The 14563-nt window shown below is 44.2% G+C and carries 16 protein-coding genes; all 16 read left to right on the top strand.

Translation table 11 applies throughout. The annotated features are described in order from the left end of the window. The first annotated feature begins 9 nt into the window (after positions 1 to 9). The 16 genes from flgG to flgL all read left to right on the top strand — a co-directional run bounded on the left by flgG (position 10) and on the right by flgL (position 14539). Positions 10 to 798, top strand: coding sequence for a flagellar basal-body rod protein FlgG (gene flgG / locus BuS5_RS14890; protein ID WP_027352932.1), 789 nt, complete (start codon positions 10 to 12; stop codon positions 796 to 798). 103 nt (positions 799 to 901) lie between these two features. Further along, on the top strand, positions 902 to 1864 hold the full coding sequence (flgA, locus tag BuS5_RS14885; protein ID WP_198012172.1) for a flagellar basal body P-ring formation chaperone FlgA: 963 nt from the start codon (positions 902 to 904) through the stop codon (positions 1862 to 1864). Between the two features lie 2 nt (positions 1865 to 1866). Then, complete coding sequence (locus BuS5_RS14880; protein ID WP_051374559.1) at positions 1867 to 2595, top strand: flagellar basal body L-ring protein FlgH; 729 nt, start codon at positions 1867 to 1869, stop codon at positions 2593 to 2595. A gap of 201 nt (positions 2596 to 2796) precedes the next feature. Beyond that, on the top strand, positions 2797 to 3906 hold the full coding sequence (locus BuS5_RS14875) for a flagellar basal body P-ring protein FlgI (protein WP_027352929.1): 1110 nt from the start codon (positions 2797 to 2799) through the stop codon (positions 3904 to 3906). Further along, complete coding sequence (locus BuS5_RS14870; protein WP_051374558.1) at positions 3906 to 4253, top strand: rod-binding protein; 348 nt, start codon at positions 3906 to 3908, stop codon at positions 4251 to 4253. The genes BuS5_RS14875 and BuS5_RS14870 overlap by 1 nt, the downstream gene beginning before the upstream one ends. A 96-nt stretch (positions 4254 to 4349) precedes the next feature. Further along, positions 4350 to 4658 carry a flagellar biosynthesis anti-sigma factor FlgM gene (gene flgM, locus BuS5_RS14865; RefSeq protein ID WP_051374557.1) on the top strand — a complete coding sequence of 103 codons (309 nt, stop codon included), beginning with the start codon at positions 4350 to 4352 and terminating at the stop codon, positions 4656 to 4658. A gap of 30 nt (positions 4659 to 4688) precedes the next feature. After that, a complete protein-coding gene (locus BuS5_RS14860) occupies positions 4689 to 5189 on the top strand; it encodes a flagellar protein FlgN (protein ID WP_027352928.1) in 501 nt (166 codons plus the stop codon). A gap of 210 nt (positions 5190 to 5399) precedes the next feature. Continuing rightward, a complete protein-coding gene (locus BuS5_RS14855) occupies positions 5400 to 8027 on the top strand; it encodes a chemotaxis protein CheA (RefSeq protein ID WP_051374556.1) in 2628 nt (875 codons plus the stop codon). Between the two features lie 10 nt (positions 8028 to 8037). Then, the gene (locus BuS5_RS14850; RefSeq protein ID WP_027352927.1) at positions 8038 to 8856 is read left to right on the top strand and encodes a CheR family methyltransferase; all 819 of its coding nucleotides are present in this window, start codon (positions 8038 to 8040) and stop codon (positions 8854 to 8856) included. A gap of 19 nt (positions 8857 to 8875) precedes the next feature. After that, on the top strand, positions 8876 to 9376 hold the full coding sequence (locus BuS5_RS14845; protein WP_084445583.1) for a chemotaxis protein CheD: 501 nt from the start codon (positions 8876 to 8878) through the stop codon (positions 9374 to 9376). Next, positions 9373 to 10224, top strand: a complete 852-nt coding sequence (locus BuS5_RS14840) for an HDOD domain-containing protein (protein ID WP_027352925.1) — start codon at positions 9373 to 9375, stop codon at positions 10222 to 10224. Before BuS5_RS14845 ends, BuS5_RS14840 begins: the two co-directional genes overlap by 4 nt. Before the next feature lie 29 nt (positions 10225 to 10253). Continuing rightward, a complete protein-coding gene (locus tag BuS5_RS14835) occupies positions 10254 to 10652 on the top strand; it encodes a response regulator (RefSeq protein ID WP_027352924.1) in 399 nt (132 codons plus the stop codon). Continuing rightward, positions 10636 to 11106 (top strand): chemotaxis protein CheX, encoded by a 471-nt coding sequence (locus BuS5_RS14830; protein ID WP_027352923.1) that lies wholly within the window; start codon positions 10636 to 10638, stop codon positions 11104 to 11106. The genes BuS5_RS14835 and BuS5_RS14830 overlap by 17 nt, the downstream gene beginning before the upstream one ends. 35 nt (positions 11107 to 11141) lie before the next feature. Next, complete coding sequence (locus tag BuS5_RS14825) at positions 11142 to 12176, top strand: protein-glutamate methylesterase/protein-glutamine glutaminase (RefSeq protein ID WP_027352922.1); 1035 nt, start codon at positions 11142 to 11144, stop codon at positions 12174 to 12176. A gap of 11 nt (positions 12177 to 12187) precedes the next feature. After that, complete coding sequence (gene flgK, locus BuS5_RS14820) at positions 12188 to 13570, top strand: flagellar hook-associated protein FlgK (protein WP_027352921.1); 1383 nt, start codon at positions 12188 to 12190, stop codon at positions 13568 to 13570. An 81-nt stretch (positions 13571 to 13651) separates the two neighbouring features. Further along, positions 13652 to 14539, top strand: coding sequence for a flagellar hook-associated protein FlgL (flgL, locus tag BuS5_RS14815; RefSeq protein ID WP_027352920.1), 888 nt, complete (start codon positions 13652 to 13654; stop codon positions 14537 to 14539). Positions 14540 to 14563 lie beyond the last annotated feature (24 nt).

Raw genomic sequence — 14563 nt, 5'->3', positions numbered from 1 at the left:
GGATAGATAATGCTACGCAGTTTATGGACAGCGGCAACAGGAATGCAGGCGCAGGCTTTGAATATCGATGTTATTTCAAATAATCTGGCGAATGTTAATACCACAGGTTTTAAAAGAAGCAGGGCCGATTTTCAGGATTTATTGTATGAAACTATTCGAAAGGCCGGTTCCGCATCTTCGGAAAGCACGGAAGTTCCGACCGGAATACAGTTAGGGCATGGCACCAGGCCCGCGGCAGTTCAGAAAATATTTATCCAGGGCGATTACCAGCATACCGGAAATGAACTGGATATCGCCATAGAAGGGGATGGTTTTTTTCAGATTTTGCAGCCCAGTGGAGAAGTTGCTTATACCAGGGCCGGTTCGTTTAAAATGGACAGCGAAGGCCGCATTGTGACATCCGACGGTTTTCTGATGGAACCTGAAATTGCAGTACCTTCAGACACCAGGGCCATATCTATAGGAACGGATGGAACCGTTTCTGTTTTGCAGGGAGGTTCGGGAGATTCGGTTGAGATAGGAACAATAGAACTCGCCAGGTTTATAAATCCGGCCGGCTTGAACAGTATCGGCCGAAATCTTTATCTTACCACGGATGCTTCCGGAGATGTGGTTACCGGAACCGCAGGAGAGAATGGTTTCGGCACAATCAGCCAGGGCTATCTTGAGATGTCCAATGTGAGCGTGGTGGATGAGATGGTGAATATGATCACGGCTCAAAGGGCCTATGAAATAAACAGCAAATCGATCCAGACGGCGGACGACATGCTGCAGATGGCAAACAGCCTTAAGCGATAGAGGGGCCGCTTTGCTTGAGGGGCGCTTCGCTTGAGGAGCGGCCTGCGGTCTTGAGGAGTGCTGTGCTTAAGGATGGAATAGAGTTATAGGTGGTGATATGATTATGAAGGTAAGATTATTCATTATTTTTATCCTGGTTGCAGTAATATCCGAGGCCTCGGCTCTGCCTGTTGTGACTGTTAAGGTACAAGAGAAGACGGAAGTTGGACGGGAGCATATTCGGCTGGGAGATATCGCTCATATCAGCGGCGGGGATCAAAAGTTTGTGCGGCGATTAGGCGATCTGATTATCGGCAAGGCTCCTTTGCCCGGTAAAACACGCAGTTTGGATGAAAGATATATCAGGCTCCGTTTAAAGCAGGCCAATATCGATATCGGGCAGATCAGACTGGTTGTCCCTGGAAAAGCGGTTATCACAAGAAGTTATAGAACTATATCCAGGAAAAAGATAGCCGATATAGTATCTGAATATATCAGGAAGAAATCGTTAAGCAGGGGAGACGGAACGACTGTTAAAAATATTATCGTTCAAAAGGATCTTGTGGTGCCGAAAGGAAAAATTGCATACAGGATTATTAACGGAAAAGAAGCTGGTTCTTCCGGACGCACGGCCGTGTATGTTGATTTTACTGTGGACGGACATTTTCATAAAAAGATCAGAGCCCTTGTAGATATCGAAAGACTTGCGAATGTAGTTGTCACCAGTAGACCTTTGGGGCGTCATAAAATAATTACAAAGGAAGACATTTACGTCAAAAGAACTGATATTTCAAAATTGCAGGTAAATATAATAAATGATCCGAAAAAGGTTGTTGGCCGAAGAACCAGAAGATCGATAGACCCTGCAACGGTTTTAAGGACTGATCTTGTTGAACTCCCGCCTATAGTAAAAAGAGGCGATATTGTGACGATTGTCGCTGAGGCAGGTGGCATGCGAATTACTGCGCTGGGCAAAATTAAAAAAAAAGGACATAAAGGCGAGAGACTGAAAGTGATAAATCTTAATTCAAAAAAAGAGATCTATGCGCGTGTTGTAGATTCAAGCACAGTAAGGGTAATGTTTTAAATATGATTCCTGGTTTTAAAATCTGTTTATTGACTGCTTTGATGCTGGCCATAGCATTTACACCCATAGCTTGTACTACTACGAATGTTAGTAAAAGGACTGAAACTATAATCAAGCCTGTTAAAAATGATGAAACTTATACCGCATGCAATACAACCAATATAAAAAAGAATGGTTCTTTATGGCAGGATAACGGACCTTTGAGCGAGCTTTTTATTGATACCAAGGCGCGCAGGGTAGGGGATATCGTTACTATAAAGATAGTCGAATCCTCCAGCGCAACAAATAAGGCTTCAACCAAAACAGGCCGAAAGTCATCTCTTTCAGGTGGTGTGGACAATTTTTTTAATATGGAAAAACGATATCCAGGCACCCATCCTTTTTTTAACCCTTTTGCCAAAGTTCAAGGCGGACTGCAGAGTGATTTTGACGGATCAGGCACTACCCAAAGAAGCGGAGACTTAACTGCCTTTATTACCACAAGAGTTGTTGAAGTATTACCGAATGGGAATCTGAAAATTGAAGGCACCCGGGAGGTCAAAGTTAACAATGAAAAACAGTTGATACGATTATCAGGTATAATAAGGCCGAGGGATATTTCTCCGGGAAATGTAATTCTTTCAACCTATGTTGCGGATGCCAGGATAGAATACAGCGGCAGTGGAATTATTCATGACCGCCAGAGGCCCGGTTGGATGGCAAGAATTCTTGATATAGTATGGCCGTTTTGATGATTTTATGAAAAAAAATTGACATCTTTCATTAATGCCCAAAAGTAGTTAACATTTTTTTTAATGTCAGAATCAGTATTTTACCGCAGAGTTCGCAGAAAACGCTGAGTTATTACATTAAAAACCAAGTAGTTTCCTCTGCGCTTTCTGCGTTCTCGGCGGTAAAATTTAATTTTTATACAAAATAAATGTAAATTAAAAATGAAGAATGCCAAAAAATTGATATTTATATTAGTGCTAATAGCAACGTTTGTAACAAACTTTGCTTATGCCGCCAGGATTAAGGATATCGCCGACATTAAGGGGGTGCGCCGGAATCAGCTTGTTGGATACGGGCTTATAGTCGGTCTTAATGGCACAGGTGACGGCAAGGATGCTGAATTTACATTGCAATCCCTGACCAGCATGCTGGAAAAAATGGGCGTTACAGTTAAAACAGATGATATCGAGAAAGCTGTCGATAATGTTGCTGCAGTAATGGTCACTTCCGAACTCCCTCCATTTGCAAAGTCAGGGAGCCGAATCGATGTACTGGTCAGCTCTATTGGCGATGCTGAAAACCTGCAGGGTGGAACTCTCCTTTTTACTCCTTTAAAAGGCGCTGACGGTCAGGTCTATGCTGTTGCCCAGGGACCGGTCAGTACAGGCGGTTTTTCCGCCGGAGGGAAAGGCGGAGGGGTGCAGAAGAATTTTCCTACTGTGGGCAGGATTGCCGGCGGAGCAGTAATTGAAAGAGAGATAAAGACTGCTTTTTCCGAAAAAAAACGGTTGACCCTGTTGCTGCATACTCCCGATTTTACCACAGCTTTACGTATGACTGAGGCCATCAATAAACTTGGATATGCCCAAATGGCACAGGCTGAGGATTCGAGCACAATTAATATTGATATCCCTGAAAATTATACAGGAAATATTGTAAAACTGATTACAATGGTTGAAGGCCTTGAAGTTACACCGGATGCAGTTGCTAAAGTTATTATAAACGAAAGGACCGGGACCGTTGTAATGGGAAGTAATGTTCGAATTTCAACGGTCGCTGTAGCGCATGGAAACCTCAGCATTGAAATAAAAGAATCTCCCAAGGTTTCGCAACCTTTACCGTTTGCCCAGGGAGAAACTGTTGTGACACCGGATACGGAGATGTCGGTTAAGGAAGGGAACAACAGGCTTATATTGATGGAGCCCGGTGTCAGCATAGGTGAAGTTGTCAGGGCTTTAAATGCTTTGGGAGTATCACCGCGGGATCTTATCGCCATATTTCAGGCAATGAAAGCGGCCGGGGCGCTGCAAGCAGAACTGGAGATTATATAATGCCCGATTTTTCAGTGCAAAGAATACCATTTCAGGCAATTAACATGAAGAATAGACTATGCCGGGCGGAAGAAGCCATTAAAAAGGAAAAAAAAGCCGGCGGCAATAGTGATGCCGCCCTCAACAGGACGTGCGTCGAAATGGAGTCTCTCTTTATTTGTCAACTCTTTAAGGAAATGCGCGCAACCATACCAAAATCAGGTTTTATCAGCGGGGGGCGGGCGGAAGAGGTATACCGATCCATGCTCGATTCGGAGCTCGCCAAAGAATTGGCTAAACGAAATGGTCTTGGACTGGCGCCTATGCTTCGATCTCAACTGCAAAAAGAAATTATAAAAAAACCATAGAGATCTATATAAAAAACTAAAGTTTTATTCAATGATTGCCGATCTAATAAATATAGAGAGAGTGTTGAGAAAGACGATGAAGGAGGTGTGGAAAAAATGGAGATAACAGGGAAAGGTTCTTCAGTAAATTTGAGGGCTTATATGAGTAATCTGAAGGATAAACAAAAGATGGAACCTGTATCGGGAAAACCGGTTTCCCACAAAACCGTAGGCGACAAGGTGGCGCTGTCACCAAGGGCCAAAGAGATTGTCGAAGCGAAAAAAAATATAGACTCTATACCTGATATCAGGGAGGAAAAGGTGGCTGCCATAAAAAAGGAGCTCGAAAAGGGGACTTATAAAATAGATGGCAAGAAAGTAGCTTTCAACATGATTAAGGAGTCAATTATTAATGAATGGCTATAGATTTAGTAACGAACAACCGGCGATTATTTGATGAAGATATTAATTAAAAGATTAACAAGTTTACTTGATGAGGAGACCGAACTCCTTGAAGCGCTCCTTTCCATTCTGCGGGATGAAAATAATGCTTTAATTTGTGCGAAGTTGAATAAGCTTAATGAAACCTGCAAAGAGAAAGAGAATCTTATTTTAAAGATAAGGATACTCGAGGAACAACGGATTCATGTTTTGCAGGAGTTTTCCGAATTATCAGGCCATTCTCCAGGGATCATAACCCTGGCGGGGTTATCCGGATTGGCCGAAGGGGATGATTCCACCCGTTTGACAGGCTGCCGATTTAATCTTTTATCTTTGTCAGAGAGTATCAGGGATTTGAATAAAAGCAACAGGTCCCTTCTGAACTATTCTATCGGACTTGTCAGGACATCATTATCCTTTTTGGATAATTTTATATCTCCAAATCGCTTATATTACAACAACGGTCGACTTCAGGCAATTGATAAAAGCGGCAGGGTTTTTTCCGGTCATCACTGACAACTTTGGTTTTTTAAATAACCTAAGTTGAGCGATTAGCTGTTAGTAATTAGCTGTTAGCCTTGAAAAATCAAGGTATTACATCAGTAAAAAATAACATCCAACGGGTGAAAATGCGTAATCGCAAAACATCTTGTAATTATTAAGCTAAGAGCTAACAGCTAAAGGCTAACCGCTTAGTTTAGGCATAATCAAAACAGGACTTCAGATATGAATATGGAAGCTGACAACATTTTACAATCTATAATCAAAATAGCAGATGATCTCGATAATGTGGATATTAAAGATAAGGACGCCTGGATCTTAATATCCCATGAATTAAAAAAAACAGTGCAAAATTTGCCGGAAGGGCTGCCATCTGTCAAAGATCTGCTGAGCCTTTGTGTAAAAGGAATAGAATCAGTCTCAGGAAATATGGTCTCAAATTCATTGTCTGTTGTTGATTCTGTTTTTGAAGCCCTGGAAGCAGTAGAAAAATATTTTAAAAATAAAGAGGATGGAGAACAGCCGTATATTTATAAGGCGGTTAAGGAGCTGAAAAAAAATTTAAACATGAAAGAAGGATTTTATATGTCGAATGATGATGCCTTGTCCCTGGATGACGTTGCCGCGCTTCTTGTCCAAACAGAACCTGATGACCAGGTTGAACTGAAAAACTTGGGAGAAGCTTTGAAAAAGTTTTCATACGATGAGTCCTGTTCTGCACTTGCAAAGGAAACTATAGCAATGGCAGCTCAAAAAATCGAGGGGCTTCCTGATGCAGAGCCTTCGGCCCGGGATTCTATTATTGCCGCAATTGGAGAATTGATAGAAAAAGCCATGAATGAAAATGAGGATGAGGGTCTGGAAATGTCTGATCCTGAGATGCCTGGTCCTGAGATGCCGGATACTGGGGATGATTCCGCCCCTGCTTTTAAAATTATAGATGAAGCTGAAGAGGATGAAGAGGAACCGGTTCAGGAAATAGAAGAAAAATTTGATTACATGCCAGAAGATGCAGATCCGGAACTGATCGTTGAATTTATAACTGAAGGCCTTGATCTTATAACAAACGCGGAAGAGGCCCTGCTGACCCTCGAAAATGACCCGGATGATGAGGATTCGGTCGGAATGGTTTTCAGGGCTTTTCATACCATCAAGGGCACTGCGGCATTTATGGATCTTACCCTGATTTCTGAAATGGGGCATCATGCCGAAAACCTTTTGAGCCGTGTGCGGGACGGTGAAATACGCTATACCGGTGGATATGCGGATCTTGCGCTCCGTTCGCTGGATATGCTTAAAGACCTGATCAATGGAGTCGAAGAAGCCTTAGGCGGCACGCCTTTTAAAAAAGCGCCGGGTTATGATGAACTTATGCGTATTCTTGAAAATCCCGAAAAGGCGGGTATTTCCGAAAAAGAGGATGATGAAGATCAGCCGCGCATAGGTGATATCCTGGTAGCACAGGGAAAAGTCTCAAGAGAAGATGTCGAATCAGCAGACAAACCTAAGTTGGGTGATATCCTGGTAGCGCAGGGTGTGATAACAAGAGAAAAGGTCGAGCAGGCCGAGAAAACCAAAGCTGATAAACCGTTAGGGGCTGCGCTTGTTAAAACAGGGGCGGCATCAGTAAAAGATGTCGGCAAGGCGCTTCGCACTCAGCGGGTAAAAATAAAATCTGCCGTGGATACAAGTATCAGGGTCAGCACCGACCGGCTGGACCGGCTTATTGATATGGTGGGAGAACTTGTTATTGCACATTCCATGGTGGCTCAGGACGAGATAGTCTGCGGTTCTGAGGATTATGACTTTTTAAAGAAAGTTGCTCATACCAGCAAAATTGTGCGTGAGCTTCAGGATATGAGCATGTCCCTGCGGATGATTCCCTTAAAATCAACATTTCAGAAAATGGTGCGGCTTGTAAGGGATCTGGCTCATAAAACCGGCAAAAAGGTTACTTTACTGACCGAAGGAGAGGAGACCGAAATTGACCGGAACATGGCCGATGCCATTAAGGATCCCCTGGTGCATATGATCAGGAATGCTGTGGATCACGGGATTGAAACACCGGATGTGAGACTGGACATAGACAAACCTGAGACCGGCACGGTTAATCTTTCAGCCTATCATTCAGCCGGCAGTGTTGTGGTTGAGATAAGAGATGACGGCAAAGGTATCGACAAGGAAGTGATTCTTGAAAAGGCCTGGAAAAAGGGGCTTGTAAGCGATGGTTCCGCTATGAGCGACAGAGAGATTTTCAATCTTATTTTTGAGCCTGGGTTTTCAACAGCCAGGGAAGTAACCGACGTATCAGGCCGGGGCGTGGGCATGGATGTTGTAAAAAAGAACATAGAAGCCATCCGGGGCCAGGCGGAAATTCAGTCCGAACCCGGCAAAGGTTCCGTATTCCAAATGAAACTTCCCCTTACACTGGCGATTATTGACGGGATGGTTGCCAAGGTCGGTTCTGAAACATATGTAATACCAATGGTATCGATTATAACATCAATCAAACCTGAACCGAAAGATCTTTCCACAGTTATCAACAAGGGGGAGATGCTCGTTTTTCACGGCAGTCTGGTTCCATTATTTCGTTTAACCAGCCTGTTCGATATCCAGGGCGGCGAAGAAGATTTGAAAAACTCCATTATCGTTGTGATTGAGGATGACGGCAATCGTGCCGGTCTCGTTATAGATGAACTGGTTGTAAGACAGCAGGTTGTTGTAAAGACTCTGGGTGAAACCATGAAAAATGTAGTCGGCATTTCAGGCGGTGCAATTATGCCTAACGGACGTGTGGGCTTGATCCTGGATATTGGCGGTCTTGTAAGGCTGGCCAATTTTAACCAGGCTTAGAGGATTTTTTATGTCATTAGATTCAGTTGAGTTAACGGCAAGCCAATTTAAAAAAATTTGCGCCATTGTTTACCGGTTCAGCGGCATCAGGTTGAGCAACGGTAAGGAAGCTCTTGTAAAATCACGTTTGATGAAGCGTCTCAGGGCCTTGAATATTGAAACTATAGAAGCTTATATCAAATATTTGAAAAGCAAAAAAGGCACAATCGAACTTGGTTATATGATCGATGCCATGACTACCAACAAGACAAATTTTTTCCGTGAATCGGCGCATTTCAAATTTTTGACAGACAAGATCCTGCCGCATCTCAACGATAGGAAGCTGCGCTTCTGGAGCGCTGCCTGTTCCACCGGAGAGGAACCCTATTCCCTTGCAATGCTTTTAAATGACAAGATTCGGGGTATTGAAAAAAAGGATGTAAAAATTCTGGCCACGGATATTTCGGCAACTTGCCTTGAAAAAGCGCGCCGGTCTGTTTATGAAAAAAGTAACATGAGCGGCATTCCGGATCAATATTTAAGGAAATATTTTAATAAAGCAGGTAATAATTCCTCCGCGATATTTCAGCTTAAGGATGAAATTGTGAGGATGGTTCAGGTGTCATGCCTGAATCTTATGAAGGCGTGGCCCATGAAGAGCAGCTTTAATGTAATTTTCTGCAGAAATGTCATGATATATTTTGATAAAAAAACCCAGGAAAAACTGGTGAACCGCTTCTGGGATTATATAGAGCCGGGTGGATATCTTTTTGTCGGACATTCAGAAGGACTTTCCAGTATTTCCCATAAATTCAGCTATATTCAACCGGCAGTCTATTTGAAGAAGTGATGGTAACGGTTAAAAATTTATGGGTAAAAATAATGGAACGGAGCTTATGAGACATATAGTCGTTGTTGCTGATATGAAATTGGGCGCAAAAGGTGACCTTGTGGTAACCCATGCTCTGGGTAGTTGTCTGGGATTGATGGTTTACGATCCCGTGGCAAAGGTGGGGGGGTTGCTGCACGCCATGCTTCCGTTGTCTAAAATTAACAGACAGAAGGCCAAGGAAAATCCTTTTATGTTTGTGGATACAGGCGTACCGGTTCTTTTTAAACAGGTTTATGCAGCGGGCGGGCAAAAACAAAGGCTGGTTGTCAAGGCCGCCGGCTGCGGCAACCCGCTGGGCAAAAATGAGATGTTCAAGATCGGCCAGAGGAATTACACCTTGTTAAAAAAACTTTTATGGAAAAACGGGGTACTCCTGGAGTCGGAGGCAATCGGGGGCACAGACAGCCGCACAGTCTATTTTGATATTGCATCCGGCACTGTAAAAATCAGCAGCTGCGGAAAGGAGTCTCTATTGTGAAACAGAACAGGGTAACCGAAATAATGGATAAGGTCGAGTCGTTTCCCGGTATACCCGGAACTGCTGTAAAACTTATGTCCCTGCTTGATGATCCTGATTCCAGCGCCGCGCAAATTGAGGATGTCTTAAGATACGATGCGGGGCTCACTGCCAATATTCTGAAACTGTCCAATTCGGCATACTTCGGCATGATGACACATATAGGCTCAGTCAAACAGGCGGTAGTTGTGCTGGGCATTAAGAGAATAAAACAACTGGTTTTGACATCATGCATCGGCGCTATTCTGGATAAACAGGTTGCCGGTTATGATCTGCAGCCTGGTGAACTCTGGCGGCATTCAATTGCAGTATCCGTTGCGGCGGAGGGTCTGATCGCAGAACTTGAAATGCCTAATGGGGACGATATATTTACCGCATCGCTGCTCCATGATGTGGGGAAGCTGGTAATGGGTGGATTCGTCCAAAAGGATCTGGAAAAAATTTGGAATGCGGCATCGAAGGGAGTCCCTTTTGAGGCCGCGGAAGAGATGATCCTGGGAACGAACCATGCTGCTATCGGAGCAGCCATATTAAAGAGATGGTCATTTCCGGAAAAGATTGTAGATGCCGTAAGATGGCACCATAATCCTGAAGATGCTCATGAACATAGCGTAATAATTGATATTGTTCATGTCGCCAATATATTGAGCCTGATGATTGGCATAGGGTTAGGTTTCGAAGGGTTGAATTACCAACTTATGCCTTCTGTTACGGAAAGACTGGGCCTGAGCACCTCAAACCTGGAAACTGTTGCCAGCCGCACTTTACAGGTTGTCAATGAATTGTCGGGTTTGCTTGAGGACGGGTAGAATACTATATTATTTAAGAGGTTATTAGCATGGCATTTAATGTACTCGTAGTAGACGACAGCGGTGTTATGAGAGCTATGATTATTAAAACAATGAAGATGAGCGGGATTGAACTCGGCGAGGTTCATCAGGCGGCAAACGGTGCAGAGGGCCTGGACGCTTTAAAGGATAACTGGATAGATTTTGTTGTAGTCGATATTAACATGCCGGTTATGAACGGGGAAGAGATGATAGACCGGATGCTTGCAGATCCGGACATCAAGAGCACTCCCAAAATAGTTATATCCACCGAAGGCAGCGAGGAACGGATTGAACGTTTACGTAAAAAGGGCGCTGAATTTATCCATAAACCTTTTTCACCTGAAACCATCCGGGATATTATCCTGGCCATAACAGGAACAGGAGCAGAAAATGAGCAAGGAATTTGAAGCGATATTGTCAGATGTAGCCATGAACACCCTGGAACAGCTCGCCTTTATCTTTGCGGCTTCAGCCGATGATGAAGAATTAATCAGCGAAGCTCCCTGTATTGCGGCCAAAGTTGCATTTGAAGGGCCGTTTAAAGGAAGACTTTTTATGAAGACTTCAAGCCGGGTTGTTGACGAGATAACGGTTAACATGCTTGGAATTGATGAAGATGAAAAGGTTTCTTCGGATCAGCGTTTCGATGCTTTTAGGGAAACCATCAACGTGATCTGCGGTAATATTTTGCCTGAAATTGCAGACAAAAAAGCTGTTTTTAATATAGATGCGCCCGAAGTTTTTACTGAGTCAGGTGATATTGAAACAACCTTGAAAGACCAGGGCGCTCCCGCGGCAGTTGCAAAGCTGGATATTGATGATGAAGCCTGTGATCTTTATCTTTTTATGGATGAACCGTAGGGGCAGGTCTTGTGTCTGCCCGAAAGTAAAAAAATATGATTAAGGTGCTTGTAGTAGATGATTCGGCTGTTGTTCGAAAAATGATGTCCTGCCAGTTGCCTAAATTTAAGGATATTGAGGTGGTGGGTACTGCCGTCGATCCTTATGCGGCGCGGGATAAAATAGTCAAATTAAAGCCGGATGTAGTTACACTCGATATGGAAATGCCCAGAATGGACGGCCTCTCCTTTCTTGCGAAATTAATGAAGCACTATCCCCTGCCGGTAGTTGTGTTAAGCTCCCTGACTCCTGAAAATAGCGAGATAGCTCTGAAAGCCCTTGAACTCGGAGCCATGGATGTGATTTGTAAACCTGGTGGAGCTTACTCCATCAAGGATGTGTACAAAAAAGTGGCCAGAGCTATAAGGGGAGCAGCAGCGGCGCAGGTGAAAAAGAATCCGGTGGCGGATGCAACACCTGTTGTTAAGTTAAAGCATTCGAAACTTCTGACCAGCACAACCAATAAAATTATCGCAATCGGCGCTTCCACCGGTGGGACCAAAGCCATTGAAGTTGTATTAAAGTCCCTTCCGGCAACAGCGCCCGGAACCGTGATTGTACAGCATATGCCGGCAAATTTTACTAAATCTTTTGCACAGCGTCTCAATGAAATCTGCCAGGTTGAAGTGCGGGAGGCAAAAGATAATGATCATGTTGTGCCTGGGGTGGCGCTGATTGCGCCCGGAAATTTTCATATGCTCCTTGTACGGAGCGGAGGCACTTACCTGGTAAAGTTAAAAAACGGCCCCAGGGTTCATTACCAGCGGCCGGCAGTTGATGTGTTATTCAGGTCGGTGGCCAAAAATGCCGGAAAAAATGCAGTCGGTGTTATCCTCACCGGCATGGGAGCAGACGGAGCCAGGGGACTTTTTGAAATGAAAAACAGCGGCGCGCATACTTTTGTGCAGAACGAAGAGACATCTGTTGTGTTCGGGATGCCTAAAGAAGCGATCAGGATCGGAGCCGCCGATAAGGTGCTCCCTTTATCCGGCATTAGCCAGGCAGTTATCAATTATTTGCAAAAAAGTTAGAGGTATTTGTTATGTCTAACATTTATGGATTATTAAGTGTGGGAAGGGTGGCTCTGGCAACCCAGCAGAAGGCTATCGATGTGACCGGCAATAATATTGCCAATGTCAATACTCCGGGATATTCGCGGCAGAGACTGAATATGGAGTCTACCGATCCCATCAGATACGGCGCGGGCCAGATGAGCAGGGGAGTCCGGGCCAATAGAAAAATAGATAGGATGTATGATCAGTTTTTAGGATCTCAAATCAACAACGAAAACCAGAGCCTGGGAAAATGGGAAGCGCAAAACAATTCTCTTGAAAAAGTCGAGATGATTTTCGACGAAGCATCAGGCAATGGCCTGAACCAGGCTATGGGTGATTTCTGGAATGCGTGGCAGGAACTTGCCAATAATCCATCAGGTCATGTGGAACGGGTGGAGTTGCTGGCCAAGAGTCAAACAATGGCCGGGATGTTCAACGAGACAGCATCTGATCTTGAACAGGTCGGAAAAGATATGGATACAAATATCAAGGGAACGGTGGATGAAATCAATCTGCTTTCAGAAGAAATAGCCGATTTAAACGCAAAAATCCAGAAAGCGGAAGTGGGCGGGCACAGCGCCAATGAGTTCAGGGATCAAAGGGATTCTGTTTTGAAAGAGCTTTCCGGATTTATAGATATTAACGCTTTTGAAGATAACCAGGGGCACATGACGGTATTGACCGGCGGAGGCCATCCTCTTGTGGAAGGTGTCTCTGCTTATGAGCTGACCACCGAAATTAATGCCGGGCATTATAATGTTGAATGGGTCAATAGAGATGGAAACAAGACCGATATTACCGCAAACATCTCCGGTGGCAAACTGAAAGGATGGATCAAAACAAGAGATGTTGCGGTTCCTGATTATCTGGGCAGGATGAACGATTTGTCGGTATCAATTAGCGATAACGTTAATGATCTCCATACGGATGGTTATGATTTGAATGATAATTTAGGAGGCGATTTTTTTTCAGGCACCTCAGCTTTAAATATGGCTGTTGATTCCGCTCTGCTTGCAGATACCGACCTTATTGCAGCCGGAAGCCTTTCCGGCGATCCCGGTGACAACGGCAATGCCCTTGCCATAGCGGAACTGCAGAATTCCATTTTATCAGACATAAACAGTTCAACTTTTGACGATTACTATAATTCGATAGTCAGCGATGTCGGCAGCAGCGTTAAAAATGCGGGCATGAATTATAATCACCAGGCATCGGTAACAGATCAGCTCGATAATTACCGAGAAACAGTATCAGGGGTTTCCATAGACGAAGAGATGGTCAATCTTGTAAAATTTCAACATGCTTATGATGCTGCTGCCAAGTTGATCAGCACTGTGGATGAGATGCTGGCTACACTTATGAATATTTAGGAGCGGCCTGCGGTCTTTAGGAGCGCTTCGCTTTAGGAGCGGCCTTTGGCCTTGAGGGTCGCTTCGCTTGAGGGGTGAATTATGAGAGTTAGTAGTAATGCTGTTTATAATACGATTATTGGTAATCTTTCAAGAAATTCAGAAAGGTTGTTAAAAGCCCAGGTTAAGGTTGCCACCGAGAAGAGAGTCAATAAACCTTCGGATGATCCTGTCGGTATGGGGAAGGTGCTGGATTACAGGAAGAGACTTGCTTCTATAGATCAGTACCAGGGCAATATTGCAAAGGGAAAAGCAAGAATTCAGATGACGGAGACAACCCTTGACATGGTTTCCAATCTTTTAACTGATGCCAAGAATATAGCCATGGATCAGTCGACCGGATCGGTGGAAAGTTCAGACCGGGCGATAGCGGCCGAGCAGATAGCCTCTATTCGTGAACAGGTGCTGCAGCTTGCCAATACCAGGCTGGGAGGTGAATATATTTTTGCCGGGCATGAAACCAGTAAACCGGCTTTTCTTGGTAGTGGCAATTATGACGGTGATCTTGGTGAAAAAAAAATAATCATAGATGAGAATACGGAAGTAAAAATAAATTTAACTGGTGAGGATATTTTCCCGACCACTGCTGGTTCAAATGTTTTTGATGTGATGAAAGATCTTCAGGACGCCCTGGAGGCGCCTGTATATGTACAATCAACTGTTGCAGCTCAGGCTAATCTACTTGCAGATGCCCGGGATCAGGTTAATCTTGGCCGGGCCGGCTCTGCTTCAACATTCAAGCGTCTGGAAGGTTGTGATGGCATGCTGGATAGCTTTAAACTCAGAATTGAGGATATGCTTTCAAAAACGGAAGATGCCGACTTAGCCACGGCTATTGTGGAACTTCAGTTTGAGGAGCGTGCTTATGAGGCTTCCCTGGCTGCATCCGCTCGGGTTATGCAGCCGAGTCTTTTGAATTTTTTGAAATAAACGGGGCGCTTTGCTTAAGGAGCG

The sequence above is a fragment of the Desulfosarcina sp. BuS5 genome (assembly GCF_028752835.1).
Taxonomy (GTDB): Bacteria; Desulfobacterota; Desulfobacteria; order Desulfobacterales; family BuS5; genus BuS5.
The sequence above is the reverse complement of the archived record's forward strand: the minus strand, read 5'-3'. Positions and strand labels throughout refer to the sequence as shown.